The organism is Pseudonocardia sp., from assembly GCF_025965585.1.
GTDB lineage: Bacteria > Actinomycetota > Actinomycetes > Mycobacteriales > Pseudonocardiaceae > Pseudonocardia.
The window spans coordinates 1-17,483 of record NZ_JAOPWR010000390.1 but is presented as its reverse complement, the minus strand read 5'-3'; the positions used below and the strand labels follow the sequence as shown (position 1 = coordinate 17,483).

Sequence of the window (17,483 nt, the reverse complement as noted above, 5' to 3'; positions counted from 1 at the left end):
GACCGGGATCAGCCGCAAGCTGCCCGAGACCGAGCGCAGCCGCCTCAAGTCCATCCTCAAGAAGGTCGTGCCCGACGACGCCGGCGTCATCATCCGCACGGCCGCCGAGGGCGCGTCCGAGCAGGAGATCGCCGACGACGTACGCCGGTTGCAGGCGCAGTGGGAGGTCGTCAAGACCAAGGCCGAGCAGACCGGCCCGAACAAGCCCAAGGCCCCGGTGCTGCTCTACGAGGAGCCCGACCTGCTCCTGAAGGTCGTCCGTGACCAGTTCAACGAGGACTTCTCCCGGCTCATCGTGGAGGGCGACGACGCCTGGGACACGTTGCAGAACTACGTCGGGCACGTCGCTCCTGAGCTCGCCGACCGGCTGCACCGCCACGTCGGCCCATCGGACGTCTTCGCCGAGTACCGGATCGACGAGCAGCTGCTCAAGGCCCTGGACCGCAAGGTCTGGCTGCCCTCGGGCGGCACGCTGGTGATCGACCGGACCGAGGCGATGACCGTCGTCGACGTCAACACCGGCAAGTTCACCGGTTCCGGGGGCAACCTCGAGGAGACCGTCACCCGGAACAACCTGGAGGCGGCGGAGGAGATCGTCCGCCAGCTCCGGCTCCGGGACATCGGCGGCATCATCGTCATCGACTTCATCGACATGGTGCTCGAGGCCAACCGGGACCTGGTCCTGCGTCGCCTCACCGAGTGCCTCGCCCGCGACCGCACGCGGCACCAGGTCGCGGAGGTCACCTCTCTTGGCCTGGTGCAGATGACGCGCAAGCGCGTCGGCGGCGGGCTGCTCGAGCACTTCTCCACGCCCTGCGAGCACTGCCGCGGGCGCGGTGTCATCGTCACCGCGGAGCCGGTGGAGGAGAAGCAGGACACGGCGCACCGCCCGTCCCCGCCCGAGGGCGCTCGTCGCTCGCGCGGGGGCCGTGGTGGCCGCACCGAGCGCAACGGCCACGACGCGCCGCAGCACGACGAGCCGGGCGGCTCCTCGAACGGGGCCGTGCCCAACGGCAGGGGTCGCGGCGACCGCCGCGACAACGGTCAGGAGACCGGCCCCGACACCACGCCCGACACCGCCGCCGCCTCGATCGACGTGGGCGCGCCTGCCGCGGTGGCCGTGGCCGACGCCCCGGCGCCCGTCACGCCGGCCCCGGCGGCCGTCGAGGCCGTCGAGGAGGTCGTCGTCGAGCGGTCCGTGGTGGCCGAGGTCGAGCGCACCCTCGAGGAGACGGCCCCGGTCGAGCCCGCGGGCGGGCGTCCGGCCCGCCGCCGCGGTCGCGTCACCCGCACCGCGGGGGCCCCGGTCGTCGCGGACGGCGACGCACCCACGGTCGCGGTGGTCACCGTGCCCGCCACCAAGCCGGCCGAGCCGGAGCCCGTCGTGACGCCCGCCGCGGTCGTCGCAGCACCGCCGCAGCCGGATCCCTCCGCGGTCACGTCGCGTCCGCGCCGGGCCCGTCGCGCGGCGTCCAGGCCCGCGGGTCCCCCCGTCGCGGAGCCGGGGGTGGACCCGGTTTGACCCTCTTCGAACGGCTTCCGTACCCTGGTGATCCTGCGCCGCACTCTGCCGAAGAACTGAGTTGCGGCCCGCGTGGGATCTTCACGAACGAGGCGGTCCCGCGCTTCGTCCCTCGAGCTTTGGAGCAGTGCGTCGATGTACGCGATCGTCAAGACCGGCGGTAAGCAGTACAAGGTGGCCGTCGACCAGGTCATCACCGTTGAGAAGATCAAGGGTGAGCCCGGGTCCGAGATCACCCTTCCCGCCCTGCTCCTCGTGGACGGAGACTCCGTCGTCTCCGACGCTGCGGCGCTCGCCGGCGCGTCGGTCACCGCCACGGTCGTCGAGCACACCAAGGGCCCGAAGATCCGCATCCACAAGTTCAAGAACAAGACCGGGTACCACAAGCGTCAGGGGCACCGTCAGCCGCTGACGAAGGTCCAGGTCACCGGCATCGCGAAGTAAAGGGGAGACGCAGCCATGGCACACAAGAAGGGTGCGTCCAGCTCCCGCAACGGTCGCGACTCGAACGCCCAGCGCCTCGGCGTGAAGCGCTTCGGTGGCCAGGTCGTCAGCGCGGGCGAGATCATCGTCCGCCAGCGCGGCACCAAGTTCCACCCCGGCGTCAACGTCGGCCGCGGCGGCGACGACACGCTGTTCGCCCTGGCCGAGGGCGCTGTCGAGTTCGGCTACGCCCGCGGCCGCAAGGTCGTCAACATCGTTCCGGCGCCGGTCTCGGTCTCTGCCTGAGGACCGGCACCACCAGCGTTTCCGACAACGGCGGGTCGCCCTCGGGGCGGCCCGCCGTTGTCGTGTTCGTGAGTCACTGAGGAGAAGAAGTCGATGTCGAAGTTCGTGGACCGCGTGGTGCTGCACGCCACCGCGGGGGCGGGCGGCAACGGCTGCGCCTCGGTGCACCGCGAGAAGTTCAAGCCCCTCGGCGGCCCCGACGGCGGGAACGGGGGCAAGGGCGGCAGCGTCGTGCTCGTCGTCGACCCCGGTGTGCACACGCTGCTGGACTTCCACCACCGCCCGCACGCCATGGGGCGCAACGGCAAGCAGGGGCAGGGCGGGTTCAAGAACGGCGCCAACGCCGAGGACATCGAGCTGCTCGTGCCCGACGGCACGGTCGTGTTCGACACCGCGGGCGAGATCGTCGCCGACCTCACCGGCCCCGGCACGCGCTTCGTCGCCGCTGAGGGCGGCCGGGGCGGGCTCGGCAACGCCGCGCTGGCCTCCGCCGCTCGCAAGGCCCCCGGGTTCGCGCTCCTCGGCGAGCCCGGTGACGCCCGCGACCTCGTGCTCGAGCTGCGGTCGATGGCCGACGTCGGGCTCGTCGGGTTCCCGTCAGCGGGCAAGTCGTCGCTGGTCGCGGCCCTGTCGGCGGCCCGGCCGAAGATCGCCGACTACCCGTTCACCACGCTCGTGCCGCAGCTCGGCGTCGTCAGCGCGGGCGCGGAGGTGTTCACCGTCGCCGACGTGCCCGGTCTCATCCCCGGCGCGTCCGAGGGCCGTGGGCTGGGGCTCGACTTCCTGCGCCACATCGAGCGGTGCTCGGTGCTCGTGCACGTCGTCGACTGCGCCACGTTCGAGCCGGGCCGTGACCCCGTCGCCGACATCCAGGCGCTGGAGGACGAGCTCGCCCGCTACACCCCGGCCCTGGGCGGCGAGCTGTCCGACCGGCCCCGCCTCGTCGCGCTCAACAAGATCGACGTGCCCGACGCCGCCGACATGGCCGAGCTCGTGGCCGCCGACGTCGCCGAGCGCTTCGGGTGGCCGGTGTACGCCATCTCCACGGCGAGCCGGGCCGGCCTGCGCGAGCTGACGTTCGCGATGGCCGAGCAGGTGCGCGACTACCGCGCCGCGCAGCCCGTCGTCGAGGCCACGCGGATCGTCCTGCGGCCCACCGCGGTGGACGACTCCGGCTTCACGGTGGAGGAGGACCCCGAGCTGGACGGCGGCTTCATCGTGCGCGGTGCCCGTCCCGAGCGCTGGATCCGGCAGACGGCCTTCGACAACGACGAGGCCGTCGGCTATCTCGGCGACCGGCTCGCCCGGCTCGGCGTCGAGGACGCGTTGGCCAAGGCGGGCGCCCGGGCGGGCTGCCCGGTCACCATCGGCCCGGTCACGTTCGACTGGGAGCCCAGCACCCCGGCCGGTATCGCGGCGATGATGAACGGCGGCCGCGGCACCGACGCGCGCCTGGAGCAGAGCGACCGCGTGCCCGCGCACATCCGCAAGGCCGCGCGCAACGATCGGCGCGTCCCCCGCACCGACGCGGAGCTGGCCATCGCCCGCCTGCAGGCGGAGGACGACGACGAAGAGTACGGCGACGATGAGTGACTCGTGCGACGGACACGTGACGGCCCTGCGCAGGGCCGTACGGTGTCCCTCGTGGCGGTCATCGGTCCGGTGAACGCGCGGCTCCAGCTCGCCGGCGCGCGGCGTGTCGTCGTCAAGGTGGGGTCCTCGTCGCTGACCAGCCTCGGCGGCGGGCTCGACCCCACCCGTCTCGACGCGCTCGTCGACGCACTGGCGAAGCGGCGGGCCACGGGCACCCAGGTGGTGCTCGTGTCGTCCGGGGCCATCGCGGCCGGGCTCGCCCCGCTCGGGCTCACCAGGCGGCCCCGCGACCTCGCCACCCAGCAGGCGGCCGCAGCCGTCGGGCAGCTGCTGCTCGCGCAGACCTACGGCGCCTCCTTCGGACGGCACGGGCAGGCCATCGGGCAGGTGTTGCTCACCGCCGACGACATGATCCGCCGCGCCCACTACCGCAACGCCCAGCGCACGCTGGAACGGCTGCTGGGGCTCGACGTGCTGCCCGTCGTCAACGAGAACGACACGGTGGCCACCGACGAGATCCGCGTGGGCGACAACGACCGGCTCGCCGCTCTGGTGGCGCACATCGTCGGGGCCGACGGGCTCGTGCTGCTCTCCGACGTCGACGGCCTCTACGACGGCGACCCCCGCAAGCCCGGCGCAACGCTGCTCCGCGACGTCGACGCCCCCACCGACCTCGGCGCCATCACGATCGCGCGTCCCGGGCAGGGCGGCCTCGGCACCGGCGGCATGGCCACCAAGATCACCGCAGCGGCGATGGCGGCGGCCGCGGGCATCCCGGTGCTGCTCACCGCCGCCGAGGAGGTCGACGCCGCGCTCGACACCTCCGCCGACGGCCCGACGGTGGGCACCGCGTTCCGGCCGTCGGGGCGGCGGATGTCGGCGCGGAAGTTCTGGCTGCGCCACGCCGCGGACGTGCACGGCCGCCTCGAGCTCGACGCGGGCGCCGTCGCCGCGGTGATCGACCGCCACCGCTCGCTGCTGGCCCCGGGCATCCACGGCATCTCGGGCGACTTCGTGGCCGGGGACGTGGTGGACCTGGTCGGACCTGACGCCGTGGTCGTCGCGCGCGGGGTGGTGGGCTTCGACGCCACCGAGCTGCCCGCCCTGATCGGCCGCCGCAGCCGCGACCTGCCCCCCGAGCAGCGCCGCGAGGTGGTCCACGCCGACGACCTGGTGCCCCTGACCAGCCCCTGACGCGAGTCGAGACTGAGCGGTCCCGAACGGGTCCGGCTTGTCCGCCGGCGCGGGCCCGACCACACTCGGGCCGATGACGTCCGCCGATCGCGCCCGCGCCCGGATGGTCGACGCGCTGGTCAGGGGCGGGCGGGTACGCAGTGCCGCTGTCGAGGAGGCGCTGCGGGCCGTGCCGCGGCACCTGTTCCTACCCGGGGTGGAGATCGACGCGGCCTACGCCGACGAGGCGGTGGCCGTCCAGCACGTCGACGGGGTGGCCACGAGCTCGGCGTCGCAGCCGTCGATGGTGGCAATCATGCTGGAACAGCTCGCGCTCGCGCCGGGGCAGAGCGTGCTGGAGGTCGGGGCCGGCACCGGCTGGAACGCCGCCCTGATGGACAGGATCGTCGGGGCCACCGGTTCGGTCACGTCCGTGGACATCGACGCCGACCTGGTCAGGTCGGCCGCGGTCCATCTGGCCGCGGCCGGCTCGCCGGACGTGCGGCTCGTGTGTGGGGACGGGGCGCGGGGGCATCCGCCGGACGCCCCCTACGACCGGATCGTGCTCACCGTCGGCAGCGCGGACGTGCGACCGGAGTGGGTGGCGCAGCTCGCGCCCGGCGGGCGGCTGCTCGTGCCGCTCGCAGTGCGGGGGAGCCAGCTGTCCGTCGCGCTCGACCTCGGATCCGACGGGGTCCTGCGCAGCGACTCGGTGCGCGGCTGCTCGTTCATCCGGCTGCGCGGGATCGGGGCTGGGTCCGATATGCGGGCGAGGCCGGTGGAGGGGCTCTGGGTGGACGTGCCAGAGGCGGCGTCACCGGACGTCGACCCCGCCCTGGTCGCCGCTGCGCTCGACGCGCCGGGCCCGGTGCTGACTGCGGAGGTCCCGCTCGGTGCGTCCGACATCTGGGACGGGTTCGGCTTCTGGCTCGCGCTGACCGAGCCGGGGACGGTGCGGCTGATGGCTGATGACGACCACGACGTCCCGCCGTCCGCGGTGGCGCTGGCCGCCGGGCCGGCACTGGCCGTCGTCGCTGGTGGTACGACGTCGTCGCTGGTCAGGGCGTTCGGACCCGGGAGTGAGGCCGTGGCCCACCGGGTGGTGGCCGCGTTGCAGCGGTGGGTCGCCGCCGGGTCGCCGAGCACCGCCGACCTGGAGGTGACGGTGGTGCCACGGACGTCCGAACCCACACCGGCGGGCCCTGCACGCGTCGACAAGGCGTACTCGACGGTGCTGCTGGGCTGGCCCTCGCCGGCGGCGCCCTGATCTGCGCCCCGGTCTGGGGTCAGGCCATCGGCTCGAGCACCACGAGCGGGATCTCGCGGTCGGTCTTCTTCTGGTAGCCGGCGTAGTTGCGGTACTTCCCGGTGATCTGCGGCCACATCCGTCCGCGCTCCTCCGGGGTGGCGATGCGCGCGGTCATCGTCTCCTTGGCGCCGCCCTTGACCGCCACCTCGACCTGCGGGTTGTCGCGGAGGTTGAGGAACCAGGCGGGGTGCGTGTCGTCGCCCCCGCGGGACGCGACGACCACCATGTTGCCGTCGTCGTTCAGGGGCGAAGTGAGCATCACCGAGCGCGGCTGCCCGCTCTTGCGGCCGATCGTCGTCAGCTCGAGGACAGGCATGCCCATGGCGTGCCAGCCGAGCCGACCGCCACTGACCCCCATGATCAGCCGATGGACGCTGTTCATGGCCTTCAACGCCAGGTCGCTGGGCATGACCGGATTCTGCACCCATCAGAAGCCGGGATGGACCGGTGGGCCCTGTTCGTGAATGCTCTGCGAACGGCTCGGGCCCGGGCCGTCGGAGGAGGTCGCGTGGATCCGCCGGACGGACTCTTGTGGGCTGCCCTCGATCGGCTACCCGTGGGTGTGTTCGCCGTGGACCCAACCGGCCGGATCGTCCTGTGGAACGCCGAGGCGGCCCGCCTGACCGGCAGTCCCGCGGCGAAGGCGATCGGGGCCCTCGCGCTGGACATGGGCATCGCGCCCGCCGACTCCGACCGGGCAGGGCAGATCCTCGACCGGCTCCTCGCCGGGCAGGCCTGGGCGGGCGAGTTCCCCGTGCAGGGCGCCGGTGGCCGCCGGGCGTACTTCCACAGCGTCCCGGTGACGGACGACGCCGGGCAGCTCGTGGCCGTCGTCAGCGCGTTCTCCGAGGCCGACGCCCAGCGCCGCGACGAGACGTTCGCGCTGCTGGAGGGACTGTTCGAGAACGCCCCGCTCGGCTTCACCTACGTCGACACCGACCTGCGCTACCAGCGGGTGAACACGTCGGTCGCGGAGATCAACGGCGGCACCGTGGACGAGAGGATCGGGCGCACGATCGACGACGTGCACGGCGAGCCGTGCGGTCCGCAGTTCTCCGCGGTCTGCCGGGAGGTCATCCGCACCGGCGAGGCCCGGCAGGTGCGCATCGAGGGCAGGCTGTGGCACGGCACGGGCCCGCACCAGGTGTGGCGGATGAACTACTACCCGGTCTTCGGCGACGACGGCGCGGTCGTGGGTGTCGGGGACGTGTTCATCGACGTGACCGACGCCGAGCGGGCCACGGCCGAGCTGGTGGCCGCGGCGGACGCCCGTGACTACCAGCTGACCCGCTATCAGAGCCTCGTCGACGCCACCAGCGCCGCCGTGTGGGGACGCGACGCGGAGGGCCGCATCGTCGAGGACTCCCCGAGCTACCGCGCCATCACCGGACAGGATGCGCGGACCTACCTCGCCGACGGGCCGCTCGCGGCCGTGCACCCTGCCGACCGGCCCCAGGCCGAACGGACATGGCAGGAGGCCGTCGCGGCGGGAGAGCTCTACGAGCACGTCTACCGCATGCGCACCGCATCGGGCGAGTACCGGCACTTCCGCGTCCGCGCGGTGCCCGTGCGGCGCGACGACCGCGTCGCCGAGTGGATCGGCACGGAGACCGACATCGAGGCCGAGGTGCGTGCGCGGACACGCCTGGAACTGCTCTCGCGTGCCACCGCCGCGGTCAACCGGGAGCTCGACACCGAGCGGGAGCTGCAGGCGCTCGCCGACGCCCTCGTGCCCGACTTCGCCGACGTGTGCACCATCCACCTGATCGACCCGCTCGTGCCGGGGGGGCCGGTGACCGGACGCCGACTGGCGCAGCGCGTGGAGAGCGCTGTGCCGCTGCCCCACTCCGACGATGCGTTCCGGTTCGCCGACGACCATCCCTTCGCGCAGATGTGCCGCACCGGGCAGCCCCTGCTGCTGAGGCACCCGCTGCAGGGCGCGCAGCGGTGGGCGGACACGGACGAGCTCGCGCGCTGGGAGGCGGAGCTGCACTGGAACACCACGCTGCTCGCGCCGATCCTGTCCGGCGGCACGGTGGTGGCGGCTCTCGCGTTCGTCTCGTGGGGCGACCGGCCCGGCCACACCGAGGAGGACCTCGTCTTCGTCGCCGAGCTGGCCACCCGTGCGTCGGCGGCGGTCGAGCACGCGCAGCGGTTCCAGGAGACGCGCCGCGCCTCCCTCACGCTGCAGAAGGCCATGCTCAGCAGCCCGCCGCACGTGCCCGGGGTCGAGATCGAGGCGCGCTACCAGCCGGCGCTGGCCGACCTGGAGGTCGGCGGCGACTGGTACGACGCGTTCGTGCTGCCGGGTGGCGACATCGGCCTGGTGGTGGGCGACGTCGTCGGCCACGACCTCGGTGCCGCGGCGGTGATGGGCCAGTTGCGCAGCATGTTCCGCGGAGTGGCGATGGACAAGGCCATGACGCCGAGTGCGGCGATCACGCGGCTGGACGAGCTGGCGGTGCTGCTCGGGATCACCGACTTCACCACGGTGCTCTACGGGCGGCTGCACCGCGGCCCCGGCGGGGCCCTGTTCACGTGGTGCAGCGCCGGGCACGTGCCCCCTGTGCTGGTGCTCCCCGACGGCGGGCACCGGTTGCTCACCGAGGGAGCGGGGCTCGTCGTCGGCGTGGACCCGCGCACGCCGCGCACGGACGCGACGGTGCGCCTACCGCCCGGGAGCACGCTGCTGATCTCCACCGACGGGCTGATGGAGCGTCGCACCGCCGATCTGGACGACGGACTCGAGCTGCTCGGCACGCTGGCCGAGGAGCTGGCGCACCTGCCCCTCGCGGAGTTCTGCGACGGGCTGCTGGCCCGCGCGATCGGTGACACCGGCGACGACGTGGTGGTGCTCGCCGCTCGGCTGCCCGCCGGGTGACGGGTGTGCCGAGTGACGGGTGTTCGGCGTGACGGGTGTTCAGCCGGCCTGGGCGAGTGCGAACGGCAGCACGGCCGATGCCCCGGCCCGGCGCAGGAGGCGCGCGGCGACGGTCATCGTCCAGCCGGTGTCGAGGAGGTCGTCCACCAGCAGCACCGGCCCGTCGGGCAGCGTGAAATCGGGTTCGTCGAACGCGTTCCACACCGCCGCGAGCCGCTGCGCGGAGTTGGCGTGCTCGCCCGGCCGCTCGCCCGTCGGGCGCAGCGTGCCGAGCAGCGGCAGCCGTCCGATCTCGGAGATGCGCCGCGCCAGGTGGTCGAGCTGGTGGGGGCGGGTGCGGGAGCCGATGCCGACGATTCCCACCGGCCGCTCCTCCCAGCCCCACCCGGCCAGCACCCGCACGCACGCGTCGAGCACGTCCTTCGGGACGGGCTGGTCCTCGCCACCCACGAGCTCCCGCAGGCGCGTGCCCCAGCCGATGTCGGACAGCCGCCCGATCACGCGGCCGGACTCGGCCAGCTCGCCCGCGGGGATCTTCCCCGACGCGGGCACGTCCAGCTCCTTCATCCCCGACGGCCACTGCTTGCGGGGCGACACCTCCACGCCGGGACGTGCCAGCCGCTCCTGCGCCGCGGCGGAGGCGGCGCCGTCGACGTCGGTGCTCCACGCCGAGCCCGCGCAGTTGTCGCAGCGGCCGCACGGCTGCGCGTGCGGGTCGTCGAGCTGGTTGCGCAGGAAGACCAGGCGGCACTGCGTCGTGTCGATGTAGTCGAGCATCGCCTGCTGCTCGGCCTTGCGGGCCTCGGCGATACGGCGGTGGCGCTCCTCGTCGTAGACCCAGGGCTCGCCGGTGGCGAGCCACCCGCCCTTGACGCGCTTCGCGGCGCCGTCGGAGTCGAGCACCTTGAGCAGCATCTCCAGCCGCGTGCGGGAGAGATCGACGCGCGTCTCGATGGCTGCGGTGGACAGCGTGTCGTCGCCCAGGACCCGCAGAGTCTGGCGCACCACCGGCTCGGGCGGGAACGCGAGCGAGGCGAAGTAGCGCCAGATGTCCTGGTCCTCGTGGCCCGGCAGCAGCACCACCTCGGCGCGTTCCACGGCGCGTCCGGCGCGTCCGATCTGCTGGTAGTAGGCCACCGGCGATGCGGGCGCGCCCAGGTGGACCACGAACCCGAGATCGGGCTTGTCGAACCCCATGCCCAGCGCGCTCGTGGCCACCAGCGCCTTGACGCGGTTGGCCAGCAGGTCGCCCTCGGCGGCGAGACGCTCGGCGGGATCGGTCTTGCCCGTGTAGGACGCCACCGGGTAGCCGCGCTCGCGCAGGAAGTCGGCCACCTCCTCGGCCGCGGCGATGGTGAGCGTGTAGACGATGCCCGCACCGGGCAGCGCGTCGAGCTGGGCGGCGAGCCAACCCAGCCGGTCGGCGGCCGAGCGCAGCTTCACCACCGACAGGCGCAGGCTCTCGCGGTCGAGCGAGCCGCGCAGCACCAGCGGCTCCCCGGCGGCGAGCCCGAGCTGCTCGGTGACGTCGACGACCACACGGTCGTTGGCCGTGGCCGTGGTGGCCAGCACCGGGATGCCGTCGGGCAGCTCGGCGATCAGCGTGCGCAGGCGCCGGTAGTCGGGCCGGAAGTCATGGCCCCAGTCGGACACGCAGTGCGCCTCGTCGACCACGAGCATGCCGGCGCTCGCGGTGAGCCGGGGGAGCACGCGATCGCGGAAGTCCGGGTTGTTGAGCCGCTCGGGGCTGACGAGCAGCACGTCGACCTCACCGGCGTCGACGGCGTCGTAGGTGCGCTCCCAGTCAGCCGTGTTGGCCGAGTTGACCGTGACCGCCCGGATACCCGCGCGCTCGGCGGCGTCGATCTGGTTGCGCATCAGCGCCAGCAGCGGCGAGACGATGACCGTGGGGCCCGCGCCGGCCTCCCGCAGCAGGGCGGTGGCGACGAAGTACACCGCCGACTTGCCCCACCCCGTGCGCTGGACGACGAGCGCGCGCTTGCGGAGCGCGACCAGGGCGTGGATGGCGGTCCACTGGTCCTCCCGCAGGCGCGCCGACGGACCGGCGAGGGTGGCCAGCACCTCCTCGGCGCGGGAGCGCAGATCCTGCTCGGCGGCCGTGAGCTCGGTGGTGGTCATGCCCCCCATGGTGGACGACCCCACCGACAGTTGCCGCGGCGGTCTCAGGCGCCGCGGGGGGCGACGGCCGGATCGGGGTCGGCGACCGCGAGCCGGTGCGTCGTGAAGGTCAGCAGCGCGAGGCTGAGCAGGGCGATGACCACGTACCCGGCCGTCTGCCCGATGCTGTCCCACGCGGTGTGCAACGCCACCGCCACGACGAACACCCCGACGAAGCCCGCGATCGCGCGGGGCCTCCAGTGGCGCTCGGCGGCCCGCCACAGCGCCGCGGCCGTCAGGCCGGTCCAGGCCATGTGCGCGGCCGGGCTGAGGATGCCGCGCAGCAGCAGCACCCCGTCGACGGCGGCGAGGTTACCGCCCGACTGCACGAGCGTCACGAAGCCGTAGCCCATCGTCTCCAGTGCGGCGAAGCCCGCCCCGGCCGCCACGCCGGCCAGCAGACCGTCGGCGGGCCGCCGGTGACGGGTCACGATGAGCACCACGAACGGGGCGATGAGCTTGGCCCCCTCCTCGATCACCCCGACCGCCAGCATCGGCATGACGCCGAGCCGCTGCAGGGTGTCGAACTCGAGCGTCCCGGCCGCCACGACGCCGACGACGCCGCCGATGAGGGCGATGAGCGCGACCACGCCGCCGCTGATGCTGTAGCGCAGCCGTCGTTCGGAGATGAACGTGACGAAGGCCGCGGGCACCACCGCCGCGCCGAGCAGGATCAGCGACGGCACCAGGTTCGGGTTGCCGGTGGTGATCAATGCCCGTCGCACCGCCTCGAAGAGCGCGATCCCGACCACGAGTACCGCCAGCCACGCCCACCGCCGCGCCACGCCCACGTTCCGCTCCCCGCGTCCACCGGGCCGCCGGCCGGCCCGCACGCCGCCATCCCACCGCACCTCGGCCCCACCGCGCATCACCCGCGCCGGATGTGACGCCGCACCCGGCCGTTATGCCGATCACCGGGCCCCAAGGCAGGATGAGGCGGTGAGCGACATCCAGTCACCGTTGTTCGGCTCCGTCTCCGATGTCGCCGAGCGGCTCGCCGGCGTCGGGTACCTGGCGAACACCGCGGTCGCCACCACCGTGTTCCTGGCCGACCGGCTGGGCAAGCCGCTGCTCGTCGAGGGCCCCGCGGGCGTGGGCAAGACCGAGCTGGCCAAGGCCGTGGCCGAGTGCACGGGGTCGGGGCTGGTGCGCCTGCAGTGCTACGAGGGCATCGACGAGGCCCGCGCGCTGTACGAGTGGAACCATGCCAAGCAGCTGCTGCGCATCACCGCAGGCCGCAACGACGAGTCCTGGGACGAGACGCGCGACGACGTGTTCTCCGAGGAGTTCCTGCTCCCGCGCCCGCTGCTCACCGCGATCCGTCGCAGCGACCCCACCGTGCTGCTCGTCGACGAGATGGACAAGGCCGACGTCGAGGTCGAGGGCCTGCTGCTCGAGGTGCTCTCCGACTTCCAGGTCACTGTGCCCGAGATGGGCACGATCACGGCCACGCGCAGGCCGTTCGCGCTGCTGACGTCGAACTCCACGCGCGAGCTGTCGGAGGCGCTCAAGCGCCGCTGCCTGTTCCTGCACCTGGACTTCCCCGACGCCGACCTGGAGCGGCGCATCGTCGCCAGCCGCGTGCCGGAGCTGGCCGAGAGCCTCGTCGACGCGCTGGTGCGCACCGTGCGCGTGCTGCGCGGGCTGGAGCTGCGCAAGTCGCCCTCGGTGGCCGAGACGATCGACTGGGGCCGCACCCTGCTCGCCCTGGGCCTCGACACCCTCGACGACGACGCCGTACGCGCCACGCTGGGCGTCGTGCTCAAGCACCAGTCCGACGCGGTGAAGGCGGCGTCGGAGCTGCGCCTCAACTGACGGGGCGCAGCCGCGCGGGCAGGCGCGGCGCCCCGGGCGTCACGTCGTCGGCCATGCGGGCCGGCACGCGTTCCTGTGATCAGCCGACGGTCACCGGGAGCTCCCACAGCAGCGACTCGGGCAGGTCGTCATCGTGGCACCGGTCCCGACGGCTGGCAGACGGTCGGGGGTGGACGGCATGATGGGCGGATGGAGACGCAGGAGCGGCTGGGGTCCGAGTACGGGCTGTCCGGGCACCTCGTCGACTTCGTCACCGCCCTGCGCTCCCACGGCGTGGCCGTCGGGCCGGGCGAGACGGTCGACGCCGCCCGCGTTCTGGGCGCACTCGACCTGCTGCACCGCGAGCACCTGCGCGAGGGGCTCGCTGCCGCGCTGCTGCGCCGCTCCGGGCAGCGCCAGGCCTTCGACACGCTGTTCGACCTGTACTTCCCGGCCGCGTTGGGCGCCGGCAGCGGCGACGTGGAGGTGCCCCGCGTCGACGACGTGCCCGACGGCCCCGTCGACGTCGACGCGCTGCGCGACATCCTCGCCGACCTGCTCCGCGACGGCGACGACGCCGCCCTGCAGGAGCTGGCGCGCGCCGTCGTCGACGCGCTGGGCAACTCCGGGGGAGCGGGCCAGGGCATCCGGGGTGCGGGCGGGCAGCCCAGCTGGTCGGCCTACCAGGCGCTGCGCATGCTCTCGCCCGAGACGCTGCTCGCCCGGATCATGGACGATCTCAAGGCCGCGAACCCGGACGAGACCGGCGAGTTCTCCGACGAGATGCGCCGCCGCGAGATCCGCGACCGTATCGCCGCGTTCCGCAAGATGGTCACCGACGAGGTGCGCCGCCGCACCGCGGAGAAGCGCGGCCGCGACCAGGTGGCGAAGACCGCGGTGCCCAAGCAGGCGGAGCAGGTGGAGTTCCTCTCCGCCTACGCCGAGCAGCTCACGCAGCTGCGCCGCACCGTCCACCCGCTGGCCCGGCGCCTCGCCGCGCGCCTCGCGGTGCGCCGCAAGCGCGCCAACCGCGGCACGCTCGACATGCGCCGCACGCTGCGCCGCTCGATGTCCACCGGCGGCGTGCCGATGCGCCCGGCGTTCAAGACGCGGCGTCCGGGGCGTCCCGAGCTGGTCATCCTCTGCGACGTCTCCGGCTCGGTCGCCGGCTTCAGCCACTTCACGCTGCTGCTCGTGCAGGCGCTGCGCGAGCAGTTCTCCAAGGTGCGGGTGTTCGCGTTCGTCGAGCGCACCGACGAGGTCACGCACCTGTTCGACCCGGGCGCCGACCTGGCCGGTGTGATGCAGCGGGTGCTGCGCGAGGCCGACCTCACCGCGTTCGACGGCCACAGCGACTACGGCGCCTCGTTCGGCTCGTTCGCCGAGTTCTGGGGCGAGGCCATCACGTCCAAGTCGTCGGTGCTCATCCTCGGCGACGCCCGCACCAACTACCGCGACCCCAACCTCACGGTCCTGCGCCGGATCGTCGGCGCGGCCCGGCATGCCCACTGGCTCAACCCCGAGCCGCGCCGGCAGTGGGGCAGCGGCGACTCCGCGGCCCTGCGCTACGCCGACGTCATCCCGATGCACGAGTGCCGCACGGCCGCCCAGCTCGCCGACGTCGTGGAGGCGCTGCTCCCGGTATGAGCCCGGTGGTGAGCAGCACGGTCGCACTCCGGGTGCTGGGCCCGCTGGGCGCGGACGTCGACGGCATGCCGGTCGATCTCGGCGGTCCCGGCCGGGCTCGCCGCTGCGGGCGGTGACGTGGTCTCGGCCGCGTGTGTCGTCGTGGGTCGCTGCCGGTCAGGGCCATGACGCCCGCCCGGACGCGGTCCAGCAGGAGGTCGAGCACCGCGTGGTCGCCGCTGAGCACCGCCGGGTCGACGCTGCCGGAGGTATAGCGGGCGATCACCGGCCACGCGATCTCGTCCTCCGCGCGATCGTGGTGGTGGATGTCGTCGCACAGGTGCCGGACCCAGGTGGTGATCGCCGCGGCCCGCCGGTCGGAGCACGGAGTGGCACGTCGGTCCGGAGACGTGCTGTCTTGACCGGGCGGCCAGTCAAGGAGTAGAACGGAGATGTCTTCAGAAAGAGGGAGGTGGTCTCCATGACCAGCAAGGCATGGACCCGCTGGCAGGACTGGGTGGCTCTCGTGATCGGCGTGCTCGCCGCGCTGTCGCCGCTCGTGGTGGCGACGTCCGCGGGTGCGGCCTGGGCGCTCGTGGTGCTCGGCGTCCTCATCGCCGTGGCCGCGCTCTGGTCGCTGGCGTCCCCGGGTTCGGTGGCCAGCGAGTACGCCCACATCGTGTTCGGCGTGCTGCTGTTCATCTCGCCCTGGGTGCTCACCTACAGTGATCTCTCCGGAGCGTCGTGGACGTCCTGGATCGCCGGTGTGCTCGCCGTGATCGCCGGCGCCACTGCCGTTCCCGTCGCCACCGCGCAGCACCGGAGCATCGCCGGTCAGCACTGACCCGGGCACTGATCGGATCGACGAGTGACGAAGAGGCCGCGGCGCACCAGCACCGCGGCCGCTCCGTCTGGGGAGGAGGGCGCGATGGCCGACGAGTCAGCCCGTGAGCGCATCCTGAGCGCTGCGGAGGAGCTGTTCGCCGAGGCCGGCTTCGCCGCCACCCCCACCTCGCGCATCGCCGAGCGCGCGGGCGTGCCCAAGGGGCTCGTGCACTACTACTTCACGCGCAAGCCGGACCTGCTCGCCGCGCTGGTGGAGCGGTTGCCCGAGGAGCTGATCCCGCTCGAGCAGGTGGTGGTGGCCGGTGACGTGGGAGAGAGCCTGCACCGGCTCGTCGACCGGCTGGACGAGGCGCTCGACTCCTCGGCGATGCTCTCCCACCTGCTGTGGCGAGAGGCCGACACCCATCCTGCTGTGCTCGAGGCGATGCAGGCCCGCTTCGCCCGCATCGTCGGGCAGATCAGGGCGGTGATCGCCGCCTCACTGACGGGCAACGGTCGTCATCCCGACATCGACAGCGCCGCGCACCTGCTCGCCCTCGCCGTCAGCTACCGGCACTCGGTGGCCCGTCACGACGTCGACGAGCACCGGGGCATCCGCCGCGAGCTGGACTTCATCGCTTCCGCTCTCGCCTGACGACTCGCTACTCGAACTGATGTTCGATCTGCGGTACCGTCGAGGACATGACCGACCTGGCCTGGCAGCCCTCGCTGCTCGACGGCGGCCCGCTGGAGCTCGATCCCGGGCTGCACGGCGTCCGGCGCCGCGAGCTGGCCCGCGGGGCCTGGGTCGATGTGCTGCCGCGCTGGTGCGCCGGGGCCGACGACCTGTTCGCCCGGCTGCTGGACGACACGCCGTGGGGGCCGCAGCGGGAGGTGTGGATGTACGACCGGACGGTCGTCGAGCCCCGCGTCACGCACCGCTGGACCCTCGACTCGGCCCCCGCCGAGCTGGCCGCGATGGCGCGGGTGCTGAGCGCGCGGTACGGCGTGGGGTTCACGCAGGTCGGCGCCAACCTCTATCGCGACGGCGCCGACAGCGTCGCCTGGCACGGCGACAGGGTGGCCCGCGAGCTGCCCGAGGCCGTGGTCGCGCTGGTGTCGCTCGGGGCGGTGCGGCCGTTCCGGCTCCGGCCCACCGGGGGCGGGGCGAGCATCGGGTTCCTGCCCGGCCCCGGCGACCTGCTCGTCATGGGCGGGTCATGCCAGCGCACCTGGCAGCACTCCGTCCCGAAGACGCGGGGCGTCGGGCCGCGCATCAGCGTCCAGTTCCGGCACGCCTACCAGCGCTGATCCCCGGCTCTGATCGCGGTGTCCCGCGGCGCTGCCAGTACGCTCCGCGGGTGCATCGCAAGATCGGCGTGATGGGCGGGACGTTCGACCCGATCCACCACGGTCACCTGGTGGCGGCCAGCGAGGTCGCCGACCGCTTCGGCCTGGACGAAGTGATCTTCGTGCCCACCGGGCAACCGTGGCAGAAGGTCGACCGCGCCGTGAGCCGCGCCGAGGACCGCTACCTGATGACGGTGGTGGCCACCGCGTCCAACCCGCGGTTCACGGTCAGCCGGGTCGACATCGACCGCAAGGGTCCGACCTACACCGCCGACACCCTCGCTGACCTGCACCGGGAGTTCCCCGACGCCGAGCTGTTCTTCATCACCGGCGCCGACGCGCTGGCGCAGATCCTGTCCTGGCACAAGATCGAGGAGCTGTTCGAGCTCGCGCACTTCGTCGGCGTCACCCGGCCCGGCTACGAGCTGGCCGACGAGCACCTGCCCGACGGGGCCGTCTCGCTCGTGGAGGTGCCGGCGATGGCGATCTCCTCCACCGACTGC

General features: G+C 73.2%; 16 protein-coding genes. 13 read left to right on the top strand and 3 right to left on the bottom strand.

The window, feature by feature from the left end:
* The 6 genes from JWR81_RS24235 to JWR81_RS24210 all read left to right on the top strand — a co-directional run.
* Nucleotides 1-1,522 (top strand): Rne/Rng family ribonuclease (locus JWR81_RS24235; RefSeq protein ID WP_297657578.1); only part of this gene is annotated, 1,522 nt, incomplete at its 5' end.
* 135 nt (nucleotides 1,523-1,657) lie between these two features.
* Nucleotides 1,658-1,966 (top strand): 50S ribosomal protein L21, encoded by a 309-nt coding sequence (gene rplU / locus JWR81_RS24230; protein WP_297657575.1) that lies wholly within the window; start codon nucleotides 1,658-1,660, stop codon nucleotides 1,964-1,966.
* Between the two features lie 15 nt (nucleotides 1,967-1,981).
* On the top strand, nucleotides 1,982-2,251 hold the full coding sequence (rpmA, locus tag JWR81_RS24225) for a 50S ribosomal protein L27 (protein WP_297657572.1): 270 nt from the start codon (nucleotides 1,982-1,984) through the stop codon (nucleotides 2,249-2,251).
* A 93-nt stretch (nucleotides 2,252-2,344) separates the two neighbouring features.
* Entirely contained in the window at nucleotides 2,345-3,844 is a 1,500-nt protein-coding gene (gene obgE / locus JWR81_RS24220; RefSeq protein WP_297657569.1) for a GTPase ObgE, read from the top strand.
* Between the two features lie 42 nt (nucleotides 3,845-3,886).
* The gene (proB, locus tag JWR81_RS24215) at nucleotides 3,887-5,038 is read left to right on the top strand and encodes a glutamate 5-kinase (RefSeq protein ID WP_297657585.1); all 1,152 of its coding nucleotides are present in this window, start codon (nucleotides 3,887-3,889) and stop codon (nucleotides 5,036-5,038) included.
* 73 nt (nucleotides 5,039-5,111) lie between these two features.
* Complete coding sequence (locus JWR81_RS24210) at nucleotides 5,112-6,284, top strand: methyltransferase domain-containing protein (RefSeq protein WP_297657566.1); 1,173 nt, start codon at nucleotides 5,112-5,114, stop codon at nucleotides 6,282-6,284.
* A 19-nt stretch (nucleotides 6,285-6,303) separates the two neighbouring features.
* On the opposite strand, the gene JWR81_RS24205 is transcribed toward JWR81_RS24210, so the two are convergent.
* Nucleotides 6,304-6,735, bottom strand: a complete 432-nt coding sequence (locus JWR81_RS24205) for a nitroreductase family deazaflavin-dependent oxidoreductase (RefSeq protein ID WP_297657563.1) — start codon at nucleotides 6,733-6,735, stop codon at nucleotides 6,304-6,306.
* On the opposite strand from JWR81_RS24205, the gene JWR81_RS24200 reads away from it, so the two are divergent.
* Entirely contained in the window at nucleotides 6,694-9,207 is a 2,514-nt protein-coding gene (locus tag JWR81_RS24200) for a SpoIIE family protein phosphatase (protein WP_367278844.1), read from the top strand. The two genes, JWR81_RS24205 and JWR81_RS24200, sit on opposite strands and share 42 nt — an antisense overlap.
* Before the next feature lie 39 nt (nucleotides 9,208-9,246).
* Here JWR81_RS24200 and JWR81_RS24195 read toward each other — a convergent pair whose 3' ends face one another.
* Both JWR81_RS24195 and JWR81_RS24190 read right to left on the bottom strand, forming a co-directional pair.
* A complete protein-coding gene (locus JWR81_RS24195; RefSeq protein ID WP_297657551.1) occupies nucleotides 9,247-11,346 on the bottom strand; it encodes a RecQ family ATP-dependent DNA helicase in 2,100 nt (699 codons plus the stop codon).
* 44 nt (nucleotides 11,347-11,390) lie between these two features.
* On the bottom strand, nucleotides 11,391-12,176 hold the full coding sequence (locus JWR81_RS24190) for a PrsW family glutamic-type intramembrane protease (RefSeq protein ID WP_297657548.1): 786 nt from the start codon (nucleotides 12,174-12,176) through the stop codon (nucleotides 11,391-11,393).
* A 157-nt stretch (nucleotides 12,177-12,333) separates the two neighbouring features.
* Between JWR81_RS24190 and JWR81_RS24185 the strand changes: the two genes are divergently transcribed.
* From JWR81_RS24185 to nadD, 6 genes are all read left to right on the top strand, one after another.
* Nucleotides 12,334-13,200, top strand: coding sequence for a MoxR family ATPase (locus tag JWR81_RS24185; RefSeq protein WP_297657582.1), 867 nt, complete (start codon nucleotides 12,334-12,336; stop codon nucleotides 13,198-13,200).
* A 189-nt stretch (nucleotides 13,201-13,389) separates the two neighbouring features.
* A complete protein-coding gene (locus tag JWR81_RS24180) occupies nucleotides 13,390-14,826 on the top strand; it encodes a VWA domain-containing protein (protein WP_297657545.1) in 1,437 nt (478 codons plus the stop codon).
* Nucleotides 14,827-15,286: 460 nt separating this feature from the next.
* Nucleotides 15,287-15,649 carry an SPW repeat protein gene (locus JWR81_RS24175; protein ID WP_297657542.1) on the top strand — a complete coding sequence of 121 codons (363 nt, stop codon included), beginning with the start codon at nucleotides 15,287-15,289 and terminating at the stop codon, nucleotides 15,647-15,649.
* Nucleotides 15,650-15,733: 84 nt separating this feature from the next.
* Nucleotides 15,734-16,285, top strand: coding sequence for a TetR/AcrR family transcriptional regulator (locus JWR81_RS24170; protein WP_297657539.1), 552 nt, complete (start codon nucleotides 15,734-15,736; stop codon nucleotides 16,283-16,285).
* Nucleotides 16,286-16,332: 47 nt separating this feature from the next.
* Nucleotides 16,333-16,941, top strand: a complete 609-nt coding sequence (locus JWR81_RS24165) for an alpha-ketoglutarate-dependent dioxygenase AlkB (protein WP_297657536.1) — start codon at nucleotides 16,333-16,335, stop codon at nucleotides 16,939-16,941.
* Between the two features lie 50 nt (nucleotides 16,942-16,991).
* Nucleotides 16,992-17,483: nicotinate-nucleotide adenylyltransferase (gene nadD / locus JWR81_RS24160; protein ID WP_297657532.1), on the top strand; the 492-nt coding region annotated here is incomplete at its 3' end.